Here is a 19,287-nt window from a genome sequence, read left to right as displayed (position 1 = left end):
TTTTTTAGTATTAAATTTCGATGATAAAATTGGCAAGCGTTCTTCATAGAAAAAAACGTATTTATCTTATACAATAGATATTGTTTGCAAGCCCTGAGTAAAGGATGTGGGATTCTGATTGAATAAAAAGAAGGAAAAGAAAAAGAAAAAGTCGCATGTTCCATTTCGCTTGAATATGATCTTCCTTGTCGTGTTTTTGCTTTTTTCGACCTTGATATTGCGCCTTGGTGTCATTCAAATCGTATATGGTGATGATTATAAGCGGGAATTGCAGCGGACAGATGCCGTTACGGTTAGCAATACGGTGCCCCGCGGTAAAATGTATGACCGCAATGGGGATGTTATTGTCGATAATACCCCGCTAAATGCAATCACTTACACAAAGTCCCAGAATACAAGCCAGCAAAAAATGCTTGAAACAGCAGAAAAACTGTCGAAAATGATCAATATTGATACGTCGAAAGTCAGCGACCGGGATAAGAGGGATTATTGGCTCATAAAAAATCCTAAAAAAGCCCAAAAGCTAATTACTCCAGCTGAACAAAAGAAATGGGATAGTAAGAAAATTTATCAAATGCAGCTGAAAAGAGTCCCGGCGTCGGAGTTAAACTATTCCCAAGAGGACCTCAAGGTCATTGCAATTCTAAAGCAGTTTAACAGTGGATATGCCATGACCCCGCAAATTGTGAAAAATAAAGATGTAAGTCCTGAAGAATTCGCTGCAGTCAGCGAAAATCTGGAAAATCTCCCTGGAGTTGATACGACGACAGACTGGGAACGAAATTATGTTTTCGGCGATACGTTAAAATCCATTTTAGGGGATGTATCATCTGAGCAGGCTGGCTTACCAAAAGATTTGGCACAGCAGTATTTGGCTCAAGGTTACAGCCGGAATGACCGTGTCGGAACAAGCTATATTGAACAAGAGTATGAAAATGTTCTGCATGGTGTAAAGGCTGAAATGAAAAATGTGACAGATTCAAGCGGAAAGGGCATATCAACGCAAGTTGTTAAACAAGGTCAACGGGGTGATGATCTTGTATTAACGATCGATATGGATCTCCAGAAGCAAATAGAAAAGATTGTCGAAGATGGAATGTGGCAACAAAAGCAAGATCCGAATTCAGCTCTTTTAGACCGGGCATATGTGGTCGTGATGGATCCACATACAGGGGAAGTTCTGTCATTAGTCGGAAAGAAGATTGTCACCGATAAAAAAACAGGTAAAGAACAAATGCAGGACGATGCGCTCGGGACTTTTACAACTTCATATGCTGTAGGGTCTGCCGTTAAAGGGGCAACTATCTTAACCGGTTATCAAACAGGTGCGATTCATCCTAATTCAACACAAGTGGATGAACCGCTGGAAATTAAAGGAACGCCTCCAAAGAAATCATGGAAAACCTTCGGAGAGATTAATGACTTAAGAGCTCTCCAAGTATCATCCAACGTATATATGTGGAAAACGGTGATTGCTATGGCAGGCGGTCATTACGTACCACATCAGCCGCTGGATTTAAATCTAAAAACTTTCGATACAATGCGAAATTATTTTAGTGAATTCGGCCTTGGAGTCCGGACTGGAATTGACTTGCCAAATGAAACCCCTGGCGTTCAAGGACCTGAGAGAAAACCAGGTTTGCTTCTTGACTTGGCCATAGGGCAGTATGATACGTATACAGCGCTGCAGTTGGCTCAATATGTTTCGACGATTGCCAATGGCGGCTACCGGATGCAGCCGCATATTGTTAAGGAAATCCGTGAACCGGATACTACTAGTAACAAGCCCGGCCCGGTTATTAAAGAAATTGAACCAAATGTCCTCAATCGAATCGATATGAAAGAATCATGGATTAAAAGGGTGCAAGAAGGATTTCATATGGTTATGACGGTAGGGGATGGTACTGCAGTTTCCTATTTTAGAGGTGCCACATATGATCCTGCCGGTAAAACAGGTACAGCCCAGGCTTTCTATTATGGTGCTGATCGAAGCAAGTGGGGCACACCTGTCATTAACACAAGTCTTGTCGGCTTTGCGCCATTCGATAATCCTGAAGTGGCTGTAGCTGTTCTGGTACCTTGGGCTTATGAAGGCACAGGTACGCCGCTGGCTGATATCCTTGGCCGCCAAGTAATGGATGCTTACTTCAATTTAAAGAAAGCTCGCGCAGCAGGCGGGAATACTGCGAATACTAATACAACTGATAATACTTCTAATACAAATACAACTGATAACACTGCTAATCAAAGCAGCGGTCAGTAAGATCAATACCTGTCTCAATTTGAGGCAGGTTTTTTTATGCCCCTATTTACAATTTTTAAACCATCACTTTACATCCTCTTTACATTTGGTTAATACCCCTTTTACAGAGTGATAGTAGTCTTAACTGTGTAAGGGAAATTAATCAGTTGATTCTTAGGGGGAAAATGCAAATGAAACGTTTGAAAAAATTTAGTCTTCCAGCCATTTTATCCGCGGTAATGATCATCACGGCAGCCTGCAGCGGCGGAACATCAACAGACAAAACGAATCAAACTGGAAAGAATAATGCTTCATCAGCACAAGGCAAGGAACTTACCGGTTCACTAGTTATTTCAGGATCAACTGCGTTACAGCCATTAGTATCTGCTGCTGGTGAAGAATTTATGAATCAACATCCAAAAGTGAGTATCCAAGTCAATGGCGGCGGATCTGGGACAGGCCTTTCCCAAGTTTCGCAAGGGGCTGTACAGATTGGAAACTCAGATGTTTTTGCCGAAGAGAAAAATATATCCGGACTGACTGATCATAAAGTGGCAGTTGTAGGAATTACTGCGGCGGTAAATCCAAAAGTCGGGATTAAAGATATTAAAAAAGCTGATTTAATAAAAGTTTTCACTGGAAAAATCACGAACTGGAAAGAGCTTGGCGGTCCAGATCAAAAAATTACGCTAGTGAATCGCCCAGAATCTTCTGGAACTCGTGCGATCTTCGATAAATTGGCTCTAGACGGTGCAAAGCCGGCAGAAGGAATTACTCAAGATGCTTCGAATACGGTGAAAAAGATTATCGCAGAAACTCCTGGAGCCATTGGATATCTAGCTTTTTCCTATTTGAATGATCAATCAGTAACACCACTTTCTATTGATGGTGTAGCCCCAACTGCAGAGAACGTACAGTCCGGCAAGTTCCCGGTTTGGGCTTACGAACACATGTATACAAAGGGAGAACCTACAGAACTTGAAAAAGCATTCCTTGATTTCATGATGAGCAAAGAAGTTCAATCAACTATGGTCACAAAACAAGGTTACCTGCCTATGACAAAAATGCAGGTAGAGCGTGATGCACAAGGGAATGTAACGACTAAATAGATTTATCCTCTTGTATGGTATATGAGGACAGGAACGGATGGAAAATCTGTCTTGTCCTCATAAGAGATTTAGAAATTCAAAAAAGCTGAAAAAAAGCTATATTGGGTGAACGATGTTTCGTTTACCCGATTCATTCAGAGGTGTATTCATGTTGGATCAAACCGCTTTAGCTAAGGAGCAATTGCTAAAGTCCAAAAAAGTCTGGACGAATGGGGAAGTCAGAGGAAAAATTGTTGTCTATGCATGTGCATATTTCATGATTTTTGCTGCGATATCAATTGTGATTTTTCTGGGATTCAAAGGTTTGCAATCATTTACGAAAAATGGTGTTAGCATCTTAGAATTTTTAACCGGAAGTACTTGGAAACCAGCCGATCACTCAAACCCGCAATATGGAGCATTCCCATTTATCGCTGGTTCATTAGCTGTAACACTCCTCTCTGCTTTCATCGCTGCACCTCTTGGGATTGGAGGAGCGATTTTTATGACAGAAATTGCCCCATCATGGGGAAAGAAACTTCTGCAGCCTGTTATTGAACTTTTAGTAGGCATTCCTTCAGTTGTTTATGGGTTCATTGGGCTAACGGTATTGGTTCCATTTGTACGGTGGACTTTTGGCGGGCTGGGTTTTAGCTTACTATCTGGGATGATCGTTCTGTCGATCATGATCCTGCCAACGATCACATCTATTGCTACAGATGCATTTGAGTCACTTCCCAATTCTCTTCGCGAAGGCGCATATGCCGTAGGAGCAACCAGGTGGCAGACGATTAGGAGCGTGTTAATTCCTGCTGCTCTTCCGAATTTGTTGACGGCTGTTGTTCTTGGGATGGCGAGAGCATTTGGTGAAGCTTTAGCCGTGCAAATGGTGATCGGGAATGTAAAGGATCTGCCGCATAGCCTGCTCGATCCCTCGGCTACGTTAACCACGATCATTACGCTTTCTATGGGTGAAACGACATTCGGTAGTTCTGAAAATAATATTCTCTGGGCAATGGGATTATTACTTCTTCTCATTTCGTTTATCTTTATTCTGCTAATCCGATACCTATCATCAAGGAGGAAAATTTCATGAGTGCAAGAACTGCCGATCGGATTGCAACCGTTGTATTTATCGCCATTGCACTAGTCATTATTTCTGTTTTAGCAGGTCTTTTATCTTTTGTTTTCATTAACGGTATGAAACATATTTCGGTTCATTTCTTAACGACTCCTTCCAGTAATTTGCTTGCCGGTGGGGGGATACGTGATCAGCTATTTAATTCGTTTTATATACTTTTGATTACAATGATTTTTACCGTTCCCATTGGAGTTGGCGGCGGAATTTATATGGCTGAATACGCCAAACCAGGGAAAGTAACCAATATGATTCGTTCTTGTATTGAAGTTTTGGCTTCACTTCCTTCTATTGTCATTGGTATGTTTGGACTATTAATCTTTGTAACATTAACTGGCTGGGGATATACCATTATTGGCGGATCATTGGCCCTTACCGTTTTTAACCTCCCAGTAATCGTGAGAGTGACTGAAGATGCGATTCGGTCTGTTCCGGCCAATCAAAAAGAAGCAGGTCTTGCATTAGGGGTCACCCATTGGCACACGATCAAAACAATTTTACTTCCTAGTGCCTTTCCAGCCATATTAACCGGTGCCATCCTTGCCGCCGGGAGAGTATTTGGGGAAGCAGCTGCCCTGTTGTTTACAGCAGGCCAGTCAACAGGAAGATTAGATTATACAGATTGGAATCCTTTTTCACAAAATTCGCCTTTAAATATTTTCCGGCCTGCAGAAACACTTGCTGTTCATATTTGGGCTGTTAACACACAAGGGTTAATCCCCGATGTCAAAGAAGTGGCAAATGGCTCAGCTGCTGTTTTAGTGATTTCTGTCTTAATTTTTAATATATTGGCCCGATTGATTGGCCGGATGATTCATAGGAAAGTGACCGCTATTAAATAAGGAAAAGGGTGAAAAAAATGATTACAGCTTTAAAAAAAATGGTGGATATCCCTGATAAATCCAGCTTGCAATTGCCAGTTGAAACGATTTTAAGTGTGAATAATTTAGAGATTTTTTACGGTAAAAAACGTGCGGTGAACGGAGTTTCGATGAAAATCGAAAAAAATGCCGTTACGGCTCTTATCGGTCCGTCCGGCTGTGGAAAGTCTACATTCTTACGTAGTATCAATCGAATGAATGATTTAATCCCGGGGGCTCGAGCGGAAGGCGAAATCATGTACGAAGGCGTGAATATTTTATCTAACACCATTGATCCTGTTGCTTTAAGGAAAGAAATCGGCATGGTGTTTCAAAAACCAAATCCATTTCCAAAATCTATATATGAAAATATTGCTCTTGCTTTAAAGTTTTCCGGAAAAAGAAAGAAAAGTTTACTGGATGAAATTGTGGAGGACAGTCTAAAGAAGGCGGCATTATGGGATGAAGTCAAAGACCGTCTTCATCAATCAGCTATGTCTCTATCAGGCGGACAACAGCAGCGCCTTTGTATTGCGAGGGCAATCGCGATGAAACCTGCGGTTTTACTTCTTGATGAGCCGACTTCGGCACTTGACCCCATTTCAAATGCAAAAATAGAAGAATTGATTGTTGAATTAAAGAAAGACTATTCGATCATCATTGTGACACATAATATGCAGCAGGCGGCACGTATATCAGATCAAACAGCCTTCTTTTATTGTGGGGATTTAATTGAATACGATCTAACAAAAAAGATTTTTAACAATCCAACAGAAAAGAAAACAAAAGATTATATTTCAGGAAGATTCGGATAGGGGAGGCCTCGAGTGAGGTTTCCCTATTTTATTAAACAGGATAAAATCTTGAATTCGAAAATTGTCCAGCACAAGCAGCCTAGCCCCTCGTTATGTGCTCCTGCGCCATAGCTCATTCGAAGAGGCAAATGTTCAGCTCGTCGCATGCCTACAAGGAGGATTATTCGGAGAAGCAGGCAGGCTGACCAAGCTGCTTGCGCTTTTCTTAATAGTTTTGCAAAATATGACAAATTGCGTTTATTGTCTCCTTCTGTATCCAATGTTACGATAACAACAAATAGGAATGTTTTCCTTTAGACATACATATATGAAAACTTTATGGATCGGAGGGACTTACGATAAACTTTAGTGTCAATGAAACGAACAAATGGGTGCAAGAGAAGAAGCCATCTTCCATGTCCTTGAAGTCTATTTCTCCCTGCCAACTATTACTTTCCTGGGATGCTTCCGAACTGCCGAAGAAAACAATCGCAGTTTATTTTCAATTACATTTTTCGGATTTGGTGACCATCGTAAGAATTTATGATGTGACAGACATGAATAGACATCAAGTTTTTGAATTTGCTGTTCCTTATGATAATGGCTATTGGTATGTGAAAGGACTGGCTCCCAATCGAAGGTATATAGCAGAGTTAGGCGTTCAATTGCCCGATTTTGATTTTTTTCCTTTTTTCAGATCAAATTTCCTGCAAATGACTGCAAGTAATCCATCCGATCGTGATACGGAATCTCATACTCTATTTAATCTGTATGACGAAAATACCGTAAAATGGAGGAAGCATGTCAGTACCTACAGCTATTATGGAGAATTGGGAAATTAGGGGAGAGACATGAATAAAACAGAACACGAACTACAAGTAAATGGAAGTGAGAAGGCGCTGCCGGGCAAAAAATTAAAAATACTGATGCTTACTTGGGAATACCCGCCCGCTATTATTGGCGGCCTCTCGAGGCATGTGTTTGGCTTGTCGGTCCATTTGGCAAAATTGGGGCATGATGTCCATGTGATTACAGCTGGAGCAAACGAGCTGCCGGAAGAGGAGTCCGTTTATGGAGTGAACGTTCATCGTGTTCTCCCCCTCAATTGGCAGGATAAAAGTTTTCTGGCCTGGATTGGCGGACTAAATTTAGCGATCGCTTTCAAGGGGGAAAAGTTAGCGACAGAGTGCTCATTTGATTTGATCCATGCCCATGACTGGCTTGTTGGTGCAGCAGCGATTGTCTTAAAAGATTGTCTTCAAATCCCCCTGTTAGCTACCATTCATGCGACAGAGTACGGCAGGAATAATGGGATCTATACAGAGATGCAGCGATTTATCCATGAAAAAGAGAAGCAGTTAGTTCATATTTCTGATCAAATCATCGTATGTAGTGATTACATGAAAGAATCACTTCTCGAACTTTTTAAGATCGGAGAGGAAAAAATCACTGTAATCCCAAATGGAATTGAACCGTATGAAAGTGCCATAACTATGGATAAAATTTTTCCTGAATTAGCTGAAAGGAAATATATTTTCTCAATTGGTCGAATGGTAAAAGAAAAAGGATTTGAAACCATCATAGAAGCCGCGGAATTGGTAAAGGAAAAAGGTCTCGATTATTTCTTTGTTATTGCCGGAAAGGGTCCGATGCTTGAAACTTACCGCCATCAGATAGATGCTAGAAAATTAGATAAGTATGTGAAGTTTATTGGATATGTATCAGACGAAGAAAGAAATGCCCTTATATCAGGAAGTGAAATGGCTGTCATTCCGAGCCTGTACGAACCATTTGGCATCGTTGCTCTTGAAACGATGGTTCTAGGGAAGCCGACAATCGTCGCTGGTACAGGCGGCATGAAAAATATCGTCAAGCATTTGCATACAGGTTTATGGATGGTACCTGGAAATGCCGCAAGTCTGCTCGAACAAATACAGTACTTCATGAATAATCCCGAAAAAGCAAAGGAAATAGGACTAAAAGGAAGTCAGATGGTGAAAGGCTTGTATGGATGGAAACGAATTGCTTCCGAAACAGCAAGGATGATGGAAGATACTATGCTGAAGAACCGAATAGATTGTGGCTGAAAAATACAATTAAAACATCAGCCGTCGAGATACATTCATCCATTTTAGGACAGGCACTTTTGAAAAATCCACTAGCATTTCCATTTGAAAAATGATATTATAGAAAAGTCGTATGAATTTTACTAGCTTAATCGTTTGGAGGGAAATAAACATGCGTGTAAATATTACGTTAGCTTGCACAGAATGTGGAGAGCGTAACTATATTTCTACAAAAAATAAACGTAACAATCCAGATCGTCTTGAGCTTAAAAAATACTGCCCAAGAGAAAAACGCACAACTGTACATCGCGAAACAAAATAAGCAGCAGGACTTCCTGCTGTTTTTTGTTTATAATAAGAATTTATAAAAATCGACTTCGAAAATTGTCCAGCTCCAGGCGCCAGCGGCTTGTCTTGTGCTTGTCGCCGCTAGGCGGGCGCCTTGATCTAATCTTATTAAGGGGGTTTTCAAAGATGTCAGAGAAAAACGCGATTCGCGAAAAAATGAAAGAAACTCTTGAAGCACTACCCAAACCGATTTATGAGGATTATTCATATAAAATTGCCTGTAGGCTGTTTGAAACGAATGAATGGCTAACGGCCCGGTCAGTAGGAATTACAGTTTCAAGGTTTCCCGAAGTAGATACATTTCAAATTATCCGTAAAGCATGGGAATTAGGTAAAATGGTTGCGGTACCCAAATGTGTTCCCCAGGAAAAACGCATGGTTTTTCGGACATTAACGGAGTTTTCCCAGCTTGAATCCGTATTTTATGGGCTGCTGGAGCCGATACCAGAACAAACATCAGCCGTTAAAGCCGATCAGTTAGATCTGTTAATTGTTCCCGGATTGGCTTTTTCGCCAGACGGATTTCGCCTTGGATTTGGAGGAGGGTATTATGATCGGTTTTTAACGGGATTTTCTGGGAAAACTTTATCACTTGCTTTCCCCGAACAAATTATTTCCCGATTTCCTGTTCAGAAGCATGATCTTCCTGTCGAGAAAATTATTACACCCGACAAGGTAATCGACATTACATGATTGAAGTTTTGTTGGTTTTCATGTTCATCCTTGTAACCTGTATCGTTGGTTATTTATTGAAATTCCTTACTTTATCCGGGGCTATTTCTGCACTTCTCGTTGGACTTGCCGTTCAGGCTGGTTTTGGGGTGAGAGGGCTTTTTTTATTAGGAGTTTTCTTTGTCACATCAAGCTTGTGGTCCAAATACAAAAGTTCATGGAAAGCAATGTTCGAGGATAAATTGGCCAAAGGAACGACAAGAGATTGGCGACAGGTAATTGCAAATGGTGGAGCTGCATCTCTATTAAGTTTGATGAACACTTTTTGGCCGGATCCTTTATGGACAATCGGCTTTGCGGTATGTCTGGCAAGTTCGAATGCTGATACATGGGCATCGGAAATTGGCAGTTTAAGCCGAAAAAATCCTATTTATATTCGTACGTTTAAACGGGTGGAACGCGGGACTTCGGGAGCTGTAAGCTTTTTGGGAACTGCGGCAGCAGCGGCCGGATCAATGCTGATTGCTTTTCTTAGCTTAGTGCTGTTTTCTTTGCCATGGCCTGTCGGTATTCTTATCTTTCTTTTCGGTTATTTCGGCAATTTCATCGATACTTTGATGGGTGCTTTTTATCAACAGACTTTTGTTTGCGGAAAATGCGGACTGGAAACTGAGAAACGGTTCCATTGCGGTCAGTCGGCCATTCAAATAAAAGGGGTTGCTTTTGTGGATAATGATTTGGTCAATTTTCTTTCTGGTTTGATTGCCGGGATATTGGCCATTTGGATAATTTATCTTTTTTATGGATAAAACTTGACGCAGCTTCGCAAACTATTAGCAGGAGGGATCAACAATGACTCGAGTGTTAACATCAATCTTCATGATTGGGTCTATAGGTTATGTAGTGTTCCGCTATCGCTACCGGATTATCAATGCCCTGCTTGGTTTCGGCTTTTTCCGTAGGCTGGCAGTTACTTCAATGATGAGCATGCCCGGTATAAAACGAAAAATGATGCAAACTGTTTTCGGAGGACCATCTGATTGGTGAAAACCGCAGATGGTTTTATTTTGTCCTTTTACTTGTGTATAGTTTATAATATACGGAAATCTTAAATGACAGAAAGCAGGAGGGAAATGAGTAATAGAGAGGAATATATTTTTTGGAAACTGGCTAATACGTTGATTCTCGATCATGGCTATCGAATCATTCAGCTATTTGAAAACCAGAAAGAATTATGGTTGGAAAAACTAGAAAATCGAAAAGCTCCGATCATCCGAATGCTGCTTCATAATTTGGATTGGAGCAATGCTATGCAGCGGGATATTGAATTTACGGCTGCTAATGGAGAAAATATCCGCAAACAATTAAGACGTTATGAAATACATATCGTGAATATTTATATCAGCGAGTTCCCACCTGTTGATGAGTATGAGTATCGGCTTGCAAAACCATTTATGAATCCGGACTACAAGAAAACAACGGTTACTTCCTTTTTGCTGGCAAAGGATCTATACAATGAGGAGATTGGACGTCTCGCAGTCCTGCTGCAAAAGGATATCCCCTTCTTTCCGATCCATGAGGAGTATACAGAACAAGTTGTCGAGTCGCTCAAGATTCAGACACTGGAACAAGCCAGAAACTTGGCAAAGGCCGAAAGAGCGGTGCTTTCATATAGCAGGCCGCTTATGACATATGTCTTGATTCTTGTTAATATTGCCGTATTTTTATGGGAGCAAGTAAATGGCGGAAGCACGAACACCGCCACACTTGTGAAGTTGGGTGCCAAAGTTAACGAGCTGATTTATGAAGGGGAATGGTGGCGTTTTATTACGCCGATGTTTCTCCATATCGGTTTGATACATTTGGCATTAAATAGTTTGGCTTTGTATTATTTGGGAATTGCGGTAGAACAGATTTTTGGCAGATTAAGGTTTTCTGTTATTTATTTGTTTGCCGGTATTGCTGGTGTTATTGCAAGCTTTCTGTTTAACTCAGGTCTGTCTGCCGGGGCAAGCGGCGCGATTTACGGGTGCTTTGGCGCGCTTCTTTATTTTGGAACCAGCTATCCAAAATTATTTTTCCGGACAATGGGGATTAACCTTTTCGTTGTTCTATGGATCAATTTACTATTCAGCTTTACAGGTCCGGGAATCGACAGCGCCGGACATATCGGTGGCTTACTTGGCGGATTTCTAGCTGCTGGAATCGTTCATTTTCCGAAAAAACGTAAACTATTATTACAGTTCATCTTTTTAATTGTTTCTTTTGGGCTTGTTTTCGGTTCCTTGGCCTATGGTTTCAGCTCTTCGGTTAAGGGTCAAGATGAAATGTATAATCTGATCCAGGCACAAAATTACCTAAAACAAAATCAATACGATAAGGCCTATCGTTTATTGAAAAGCTATGAACAAAATGCCGAACATGTATCAGATAAAACGTATTTCCTCTTATCCTATGTTGATATCAAAAAGAACAATCTACCTGATGCAAAAAAACATTTGCAAAAAGCTATTCAGTTAAATCCTGATTTTGATGAAGCATACTATAATCTAGCGCTAATTAATCTTGAACAAAACGATTTAACTCAGGCAAAACAAAATGCAGAAAAAGCGTTAAAGTTAAAACCTGATCAAAAAAATTATGCACAATTAGTGAACGAAATTAATCAGCAGCTGAAATCACCTGGCGGAGAACAATAGGTTCACCGTTTGCTGTTTCTGTTAACACTAAAAGATGGGTTTTATTTTTCGCTATTAATATTAGTGGGATGGTGCTGCCAATCGGACTTATAATGGTACCATCCTGTTTTTTTATGCCCAGAAAATAATTTTTATAAAGCCCTTCCCAAAGATGGCCCATAATTTCGGCTGATTCTTTTTTTGAGAAGCCGGGGATTGTCTGCTGATTAAATGCTATTAATGGAATTGCATGATAGTTTTCAAGCGGTATAGAAAAGTATCTAATTCCTTTATTCCAGCTGTATCGAAGCATGCGGTTTGTCTCGTCCGCCAATTGCTCCTGCCATCGGCGTTCATCCTGTGTTTTTGGAACTTTGAAGGAAAATGGCCGCTTTTGATTTTCAGAGATAAAGTACAATTCATCCTTTGATAACGCTTGGGAGCTGAAAATCCGGCCGTTTTGTTCATGAAGTTCAGCGTGGTGGAAGGTTATGGCTTGATAAAGGGCTGTTTGTGCATCTTTGATTTGTTTTTCCTGTTTCAGGCTTTTTGTGTTTTGCGCCCATTTATTAAGTTCATCTTGAAGTCTGCCATTAGCGAATAAAAATCCTGCATCTTGCCGTAAATAGGCTTTGCGATTAAGGACAGAGTTGATTTCCCAATGAATGGCATTTTGGCCATCCTGCTTTAGAGTTGTCTCGGAGGTGGTAAAAACAGCACTTGGATCGATTGGGAAAAAGGTAATACTCTCCTGTACTTTTGGAGCTTGAAAATAGTACAAAACAGCAGCTGAAAGAGCAAAGATAACGATGGTATGTAGGGTTGAGGATTTTTTCACAGGTTTTCATCCTTCCGGCGTGTAAATAAAGGTTGTCCTCTTTAGGTTATGAGCATTTTTAGATTGAAATGACAAGAAAAATAATCTTGAGGACAAATTTCCTGTAAGGTATACTTTTGAATGAAAAGAAAATTTTGACGGGGAGGTCCCCGAAATGAGAACAATTTATGATATTCAGCAATATTTAAAAAGATTTGGCTCGGTTATTTATATTGGCGATCGGATCGCGGATCTTGAAATGATGGAAACAGAAATCAAGGAGCTATATCAGTCCCAATTAATTGAGCCGAAGGAATATGAAATGGCACTGCTTATCTTACGGCAGGAAATACAAGCCTTAAGAGATCATAAAAAAGATAGGTGAAGACATTGTCAGAGAAGTGGATAGCCGGCATTGACTTAGGCGGCACAACGACAAAGATTGCTTTTGTAACTTTAAATGGGGAATTAATTGAAAAGTGGGAGATTCCGACAGACAATTCGAATGAAGGCCAAAATATCACGTTGAATATTGCGAAATCAATTGATGAAAAATTACATGAATTAGGGAAGTCTAGAGATTCCCTTTTGGGAGCGGGCATGGGTGCTCCAGGCCCGGTTGATTATCAAACCGGTGTAATCTTAAATGCTGTCAATTTAGGCTGGCAGGACCACTTTCCACTTCATGCAAGTCTTGAAGCAGCAACCTCACTGCCTGCCGTTATTGAAAATGATGCCAACTGTGCAGCATTAGGAGAGATGTGGAAAGGCGCCGGGAATGGCGCTAAAGATGTAGTGTGTGTGACTTTGGGAACGGGTGTTGGCGGAGGTGTAATTGCGAACGGCAATATTGTCCAAGGGGTAAATGGCGCTGCAGGAGAAATCGGCCATATTACAGTCGTTCCATTTGGTGGGGCTCCGTGCAACTGTGGAAAAACCGGCTGTCTTGAAACTGTTGCTTCTGCCACCGGCATTGTCCGGCTAGCGAATGAAGAACTGGCCAAAGAGGGGGCAAGCGGTAGGTTGGTCGACATACTGACAGCAAACGGCAGCATTACTGCTAAAGATGTTTTTGATTGCGCCCGAACCGGCGATGCTTTAGCAAAAGGAATCGTCGATACCGTTGCTTTTCATTTAGGCTTTGCATTGGCGGCCATCGCCAATACAACAAACCCAGAAAAAATTGTCATCGGCGGCGGTGTTTCAAAGGCTGGCCATATTTTATTAGATGCCATTCATGAATCCTTTGCAAAATTTGCTTTTTCACCCGTTCGTGAATCGACCCAATTGGCGCTTGCAACCTTGGGAAATGATGCCGGTGTAATTGGTGCAGCATGGCTTATTAAGAAGAAAATGGATCAAGAATAAACTCGCAGATACTGCGGGTTTTTTTCATTTTTTTTGTTGTCGTTCATATGTTACTTATAACGGGAGGAGATGAAAATGGAGATTGTTGTGCGTCCTGGGGATACGCTATTCTTATACAGCCATTTATTTGCGGTGCCGTTAAACCTCATAATTGATTCCAATCCACATAGAGACCCCCAATATTTAAAACCGAAAGAGAAGGTCAATATCCCAGGATATATTTCAGTTCCCTATTGTGTAAAATTCGGAGATACGCTGAGTAAACTCTCTGCTGATAAAAATTGCAATATAGACGCCATAGCCGTTCTCAATCAGAATAAGCACCTTGACCAGTTAAAAACAGGAGAAATCATCTATGTGCCTGAAAGAGTCATTTCCCCATTTACTACGACTAAAAATGCGTATGATTACCAAATTCTAATAAAGATTATCGAACGTCTTCAAAAGGCTTACCCTTTTATCACGATCGAAACAATCGGTCACAGTGTTCTCGGCCACAAAATTCAGGAAATCCGGGTTGGCAAGGGGGAGAAAAAAGTACATATGAATGCCTCCTTCCATGCAAATGAATGGATTACAACCATGGTACTTATGAATTTATTGAATCAATATCTGCTTTGTTTAACGAATGGCACGTTAATGAGAGGGCAAAAGGTAAGCCATTTATATGAAAGGGTCGAATTGTCCGTTGTTCCGATGGTCAACCCGGATGGAGTGGATCTTGTTTTAAATGGACCGCCCCTGGATTGGAAGGAGAAAGTTATTGAAATGAATGAGGGAAGTGATGATTTCATTCATTGGAAAGCCAATATTCGCGGTATTGATTTAAACAGGCAATTTCCTGCGAATTGGGATCTCTGCAAGAAAAACAGTCTAGTCAATGGCCCCGGCTCCCGTGACTTTCCGGGAGATTCCCCGTTAACAGAACCCGAGGCAATTACCATGGCCGAGTTAGCGCAAAAGCATTCATTTGATCGATTAATCGCATTTCATACCCAGGGTGAAGAATTTTATTGGGGGTATGATGGCCACGAACCGGATGAATCACATGTAATAGCAGAAGAGTTTGAGAGGATTAGCGGTTATAAAGCAGTCCGCTATGTAGATAGTCATGCCGGATATAAAGATTGGTTTATTCAAGAATTTAAGCGCCCCGGATTCACGCTGGAACTGGGCAGGGGGATCAATCCTTTGCCGCTTTCACAATTCTCAAAAATACTTCATTGTGTGGAAGGGATATTTGCAGTTGCTCTTTCGTATGGAATATAAAAAAGACTGTCATAGAAAAAAACTGCACCTCCAATTGTTAGTTGTGTTTAACAATTGGGGTGCAGTTCATTGGCAGTCTTTTTTGTCGTTCTTCACAAGGAAAGCTTCGAAGCATAAGCATCGCACGCCTTGCTCTTTTCTTAATGTGTTCCGGTAGGGAATCCGTGGTGAAGAATTGTCATGATGGTAAACCAGCCAAATACACAGAACGATGCCAAGCCCCAAAATGCACCTAAAAGGTTCTTATTCTTCAGGGCACTGAAGCAGCCATAAGCAGCAAGCAGGGTAACTAACGAAAAAATGATCATCAATCCCATGTTAAATCCCCCTTTGAATGATGTGGCAAACACAGTGCTGATTTATTCATGAAGTTATGTACAAATATTATATCCATTCGTTTCCTATTTTATCTTTTTTTTGCTTGTTTGTCGAGGGGGTTTGGAGACTTGACTGCCGGTAAAGTCCCATTATTTCTCTATTAGACCAGGATCGTGTAAAATAATTGTATCAATTAAATCTGGAGGAATATAGATCATGAAATGGCAGCAAATTCCCTTAGGAAGCATTCAGGCAAACTGTTATATAATCGAGCGACAAGACCGGTCGTGTTTAGTATTTGATCCGGGCGGTGAAGGCAAGAAGCTGATCAATTTATTGAATAAGAGAGGCTTGAAGCCGATTGCAATTTTATTGACCCATGCCCATTTTGACCATATTGGTGCAGTGGATGAAGTGAGAAATTTTTATAAAATCCCTGTTTATGTTCATAAACAAGAAGAAAAATGGCTGAGCGACCCTAGTTTAAACTGCTCGCAATTTTTTACTATGATTGAACCGATCCAAGCGAGTTCTGCTGATCACGTTATCAATCATGAGGGACCGATGACAGTCGGCGATTTTACACTCCACGTTTACCATACACCGGGTCATTCTCCCGGCAGTGTTTCTTACTACTTTGCAGAAGATGGAATAGTTATTTCCGGTGATGCTCTATTTCAAGGAAGTATCGGCCGTACCGATCTGCCGGGCGGGAATCAACAAGAGCTTCTGAAAAGCATTCATGATAAGCTGTTAACGCTGCCTGAAGAAACGTACGTCCTATCTGGTCACGGACCGGTCACAACCATTGGCGAAGAAATGGACAGCAACCCATTTTTGAATGGTTTTTAAAAAAAAGAAAGACCCTTCTCAGTGAAGAAGGGTCTTTCCAAGGGATGTTCTATTCATATAATGGGAGGGGATATTGTTAAGCTACTATTACTAACTTATTATAAAGTTAATACTATGTCAAGGAGCAGCCATGATTCCTTATTTAAAATCGTTCATTTTGAATTCTCCAGGCCAAGTCATATCCTACGCAGATTATATACGTATTGTACTTTATCATCCGGAACTAGGATATTACATGAAGGAACAGCCGAAGATTGGCCGTAAAGGAGACTTTATCACGACAAGCAATATTTCCGAAGTGTATGGCCGGCTGTTGGCAAAATGGTTTTTCCATATTTGCCACAAAACGAATCTTCCTTTATCTTTTTGTGAAATCGGCGGCGGGACTGGCCGCTTTGCGAAAGCATTTTTACAGGAATGGGCTGAAACCATCAAACAGCCTATGCAATATTTTATGGTGGAAGCAAGCCCCTATCATCAAAAACTGCAAAAAGAATTATCTATTATCCATTTACAGGGCCTAGAAGAATTGCAAGGTTTTGAAGGGATGATTTTTTCGAATGAGCTTTTTGATGCGTTGCCGGTTCATGTTATCGAGAAAGCGGAAGGACATCTCTATGAAATTATGATTGGGGTTGAAAATGGGGAATTGATTGAGAAACAAATTCCTTTGGTGAATCCAAATATTGTGGCTTTTCTTGAGGAAAGCGAGCTTACGTTAAATGATGGGCAGAGAATCGAGATTCCATTAGAAATGGGGAATATGCTGCGCGAAATTTCCCAGGCCTTAACGAAAGGAATAGTAGTGACAGCAGATTATGGCTATACGAATGAGGAGTGGATGCATCCGGCTCGAACGAATGGAAGCCTGAGGGGTTACTTCCAGCATCAAATGATAACCAATGTACTCCATTATCCCGGTGAAATGGATATTACCACCCATCTTCATTTGGATTATTTAGTGAAAAAGGGTGAACAGGAAAATTTGGCATTTGTTGCGAAATGGAGGCAGGATGAATTCTTGTTAAAGGCTGGAATATTACAAGAACTAGCGGACCATTATGACCCAAACCCCTTCTCCGAGATCAGAAAGCGGAACAGGTCCATACGTAGCTTAATTATGCCGGGAGGAATTAGCGAGTTTTTTCATATCGTCATCCAGCAAAAGAATCTGGTGCTTGATCCAGATGAGTTATTTGAAGAATAAAAAGGAAAACGCCGGATCTTGCATCCGGCGTTTCTTTAAGCTATTGGCCAAGAGGTCCCTTTAAAGGCATCATGAAGGTCGTCCAGTAAGTAAAGCCTACGAAGAAAATAGTTAAATACGCTCCGAAAATGTACATATACATACGTTCGGAAAGTTTCAGATAGCTGAGCAAAACAAAGAAGCCGGTTTGAGCTAAGAAGAGCAGTGCGGTTTTATTCATGTCGCCTAAATAAAACATGATCGTAAAAATACCAGTCCAAAAACCTAATACCCTGAACATGCGATCCATATGTACCCCTCCTTGTCTCTCACGAATACCTTTATTCTTTATTATAAAATAAAAGGACTGATAATGTAAATAATGGTTTTTTTATTAGTTGTTTACCAGGGCTATAATAGGCCCTTTTTATATTGTGAGTTTTTTCTTGTGCTAACATTCTTTATGTTTTTACTGAAATCTCATTTATCAACAAGATCTAAACTACTTCATTAGCTGTTTCATAATTTCCCGATTACGAGACGTAAATCTGTCATTATGAGAAGAAACCATGGCAAATCTTTCGGCGTTCGGCTCGATATATTTCTTCGCACGATTTACGGCGTTTGCGGCATCTTGAAAGGCGCCTGCGATCAAATTCAGTTTCCCTTCATGGCTTAAAATATCTCCGGCTGCATAAAGACCGGGAACGGAAGATTCCCCCATTGCATTTCCTTCAATATAAAAATCATCCTTTAACATGATAGGTAAACTGCTCTTTTTCCATAACGAAGTATCCTGCTTGTAGCCATGACAAATAACAACTTCATCGATCGGCAAACAGAAAATCTCTCCTGTCTCGTGATTGGTCAGTTCCACTTGTTCAATGACTTCATGATCGGCAGAAGTAATCAATTGGGTAATCGAAGTATGGGATAAGCAAATAGCTGGACTGTTCAAGAGCCGTTTGACTTGTGCTTCGTGACCGACTAGCTGATCTTTTCGATATGTGATGTATACTTTCTTCGCAACTGTCATCAGTTCATTGGCCCAATCTACGGCGAATCGCTGCCGCCTGATATGATCACTGTTTTGTTTTTGAAATGCTTCAACGACTTTATCGCATAATTTAAATTTGTGACTTCAAATCTTTCGGCACCTTTAATGTTTAGCTTTTGCGGAGTTATAATCCCAGTTCCTACGGCAACAATAACTGTTTTAGAATAATGCTTTTGTCCTGAAAGAGCGGTTAAGACAAAAATCCCTTCTTCATTTCGCTCGATCCATTCAATTTTTTCATTTAAAACTATCTCCGGTTCAAAGGTTAATCCTTGATTGACCAGTTGTTCTCTTAATTGCTTCCCGGGAACAGGCGGCAATCCACCGACGTCCCAGATTATTTTTTCGGGGTAAGTATGCAGTTTTCCACCTAATTCTGCCTGATATTCAATGATCTTTGTTTTCATTTCTCTTAATCCACTGTAAAACGCGGCGTAAAGTCCTGCAGGTCCACCGCCAATTATTGTAACATCAAAAAGATCTTGAGTTTTCATATTATTCTCTCCTTATATATACGATAATGAAATTCATTCT

20 protein-coding genes and 1 pseudogene are annotated in these 19,287 nt (G+C 40.7%); 17 read left to right on the top strand and 4 right to left on the bottom strand.

All coding sequences use genetic code 11. From position 1 onward, the window contains the following. Positions 1 to 175: 175 nt before the first annotated feature. The 12 genes from BFU02S_RS01910 to BFU02S_RS01855 all read left to right on the top strand — a co-directional run bounded on the left by BFU02S_RS01910 (position 176) and on the right by BFU02S_RS01855 (position 11,907). Entirely contained in the window at positions 176 to 2,263 is a 2,088-nt protein-coding gene (locus BFU02S_RS01910) for a peptidoglycan D,D-transpeptidase FtsI family protein (RefSeq protein ID WP_066365834.1), read from the top strand. A gap of 170 nt (positions 2,264 to 2,433) precedes the next feature. Beyond that, positions 2,434 to 3,351: a phosphate ABC transporter substrate-binding protein gene (locus tag BFU02S_RS01905; protein ID WP_066365811.1), complete on the top strand. Its 918-nt coding sequence runs from the start codon at positions 2,434 to 2,436 to the stop codon at positions 3,349 to 3,351. A 148-nt stretch (positions 3,352 to 3,499) separates the two neighbouring features. After that, entirely contained in the window at positions 3,500 to 4,426 is a 927-nt protein-coding gene (gene pstC, locus BFU02S_RS01900) for a phosphate ABC transporter permease subunit PstC (RefSeq protein WP_066365809.1), read from the top strand. Beyond that, positions 4,423 to 5,310 (top strand): phosphate ABC transporter permease PstA, encoded by an 888-nt coding sequence (pstA, locus tag BFU02S_RS01895; RefSeq protein WP_066365803.1) that lies wholly within the window; start codon positions 4,423 to 4,425, stop codon positions 5,308 to 5,310. Before pstC ends, pstA begins: the two co-directional genes overlap by 4 nt. Before the next feature lie 38 nt (positions 5,311 to 5,348). Next, on the top strand, positions 5,349 to 6,143 hold the full coding sequence (pstB, locus tag BFU02S_RS01890; protein WP_066365833.1) for a phosphate ABC transporter ATP-binding protein PstB: 795 nt from the start codon (positions 5,349 to 5,351) through the stop codon (positions 6,141 to 6,143). Between the two features lie 395 nt (positions 6,144 to 6,538). Continuing rightward, positions 6,539 to 6,964, top strand: a complete 426-nt coding sequence (locus BFU02S_RS01885) for a DUF4912 domain-containing protein (RefSeq protein WP_066365801.1) — start codon at positions 6,539 to 6,541, stop codon at positions 6,962 to 6,964. Positions 6,965 to 6,973: 9 nt separating this feature from the next. Then, entirely contained in the window at positions 6,974 to 8,209 is a 1,236-nt protein-coding gene (locus tag BFU02S_RS01880) for a glycosyltransferase family 4 protein (protein ID WP_066365799.1), read from the top strand. Positions 8,210 to 8,360: 151 nt separating this feature from the next. Next, entirely contained in the window at positions 8,361 to 8,510 is a 150-nt protein-coding gene (gene rpmG, locus BFU02S_RS01875) for a 50S ribosomal protein L33 (protein ID WP_066365797.1), read from the top strand. A 152-nt stretch (positions 8,511 to 8,662) separates the two neighbouring features. Next, positions 8,663 to 9,229 (top strand): 5-formyltetrahydrofolate cyclo-ligase, encoded by a 567-nt coding sequence (locus BFU02S_RS01870; protein WP_066365794.1) that lies wholly within the window; start codon positions 8,663 to 8,665, stop codon positions 9,227 to 9,229. Then, positions 9,226 to 10,017 (top strand): DUF92 domain-containing protein, encoded by a 792-nt coding sequence (locus tag BFU02S_RS01865; RefSeq protein WP_066365792.1) that lies wholly within the window; start codon positions 9,226 to 9,228, stop codon positions 10,015 to 10,017. The genes BFU02S_RS01870 and BFU02S_RS01865 overlap by 4 nt, the downstream gene beginning before the upstream one ends. 43 nt (positions 10,018 to 10,060) lie before the next feature. Continuing rightward, entirely contained in the window at positions 10,061 to 10,255 is a 195-nt protein-coding gene (yqgO, locus tag BFU02S_RS01860) for a protein YqgO (RefSeq protein ID WP_066365791.1), read from the top strand. A gap of 86 nt (positions 10,256 to 10,341) precedes the next feature. Continuing rightward, positions 10,342 to 11,907: a rhomboid family protein gene (locus BFU02S_RS01855; protein WP_066365790.1), complete on the top strand. Its 1,566-nt coding sequence runs from the start codon at positions 10,342 to 10,344 to the stop codon at positions 11,905 to 11,907. Here the strand turns inward: BFU02S_RS01855 and BFU02S_RS01850 are convergent. Further along, the gene (locus BFU02S_RS01850; RefSeq protein ID WP_066365789.1) at positions 11,870 to 12,724 is read right to left on the bottom strand and encodes a hypothetical protein; all 855 of its coding nucleotides are present in this window, start codon (positions 12,722 to 12,724) and stop codon (positions 11,870 to 11,872) included. The two genes, BFU02S_RS01855 and BFU02S_RS01850, sit on opposite strands and share 38 nt — an antisense overlap. A 154-nt stretch (positions 12,725 to 12,878) precedes the next feature. On the opposite strand from BFU02S_RS01850, the gene BFU02S_RS01845 reads away from it, so the two are divergent. The 3 genes from BFU02S_RS01845 to BFU02S_RS01835 all read left to right on the top strand — a co-directional run bounded on the left by BFU02S_RS01845 (position 12,879) and on the right by BFU02S_RS01835 (position 15,340). Beyond that, positions 12,879 to 13,088, top strand: coding sequence for a YqgQ family protein (locus BFU02S_RS01845; RefSeq protein WP_066365787.1), 210 nt, complete (start codon positions 12,879 to 12,881; stop codon positions 13,086 to 13,088). 5 nt (positions 13,089 to 13,093) lie between these two features. Next, on the top strand, positions 13,094 to 14,071 hold the full coding sequence (locus BFU02S_RS01840) for an ROK family glucokinase (RefSeq protein ID WP_066365785.1): 978 nt from the start codon (positions 13,094 to 13,096) through the stop codon (positions 14,069 to 14,071). Positions 14,072 to 14,146: 75 nt separating this feature from the next. Next, positions 14,147 to 15,340 (top strand): M14 family metallopeptidase, encoded by a 1,194-nt coding sequence (locus BFU02S_RS01835; protein WP_066365783.1) that lies wholly within the window; start codon positions 14,147 to 14,149, stop codon positions 15,338 to 15,340. A gap of 140 nt (positions 15,341 to 15,480) precedes the next feature. Here BFU02S_RS01835 and BFU02S_RS16205 read toward each other — a convergent pair whose 3' ends face one another. Further along, positions 15,481 to 15,657, bottom strand: a complete 177-nt coding sequence (locus tag BFU02S_RS16205; RefSeq protein WP_084360956.1) for a DUF2759 domain-containing protein — start codon at positions 15,655 to 15,657, stop codon at positions 15,481 to 15,483. Positions 15,658 to 15,874: 217 nt separating this feature from the next. Between BFU02S_RS16205 and BFU02S_RS01830 the strand changes: the two genes are divergently transcribed. Further along, positions 15,875 to 16,510 (top strand): MBL fold metallo-hydrolase, encoded by a 636-nt coding sequence (locus BFU02S_RS01830; RefSeq protein WP_066365781.1) that lies wholly within the window; start codon positions 15,875 to 15,877, stop codon positions 16,508 to 16,510. Between the two features lie 130 nt (positions 16,511 to 16,640). After that, entirely contained in the window at positions 16,641 to 17,717 is a 1,077-nt protein-coding gene (locus BFU02S_RS01825; protein WP_066365778.1) for a class I SAM-dependent methyltransferase, read from the top strand. A gap of 40 nt (positions 17,718 to 17,757) precedes the next feature. Here BFU02S_RS01825 and BFU02S_RS01820 read toward each other — a convergent pair whose 3' ends face one another. Together BFU02S_RS01820 and BFU02S_RS01815 are read right to left on the bottom strand one after the other, a co-directional pair. Further along, positions 17,758 to 18,006, bottom strand: coding sequence for a DUF2626 domain-containing protein (locus BFU02S_RS01820; protein ID WP_066365776.1), 249 nt, complete (start codon positions 18,004 to 18,006; stop codon positions 17,758 to 17,760). Between the two features lie 192 nt (positions 18,007 to 18,198). Further along, positions 18,199 to 19,247 (bottom strand): annotated as a pseudogene (locus BFU02S_RS01815) (NAD(P)/FAD-dependent oxidoreductase). Positions 19,248 to 19,287: the final 40 nt, after the last annotated feature.

The organism is Neobacillus fumarioli NBRC 102428 (assembly GCF_001591485.1).
Lineage (GTDB): Bacteria > Bacillota > Bacilli > Bacillales > Cytobacillaceae > Neobacillus > Neobacillus fumarioli.
Note: the sequence above shows the minus strand (reverse complement) of the source record. Positions and strands in the feature narration are given on the sequence as shown.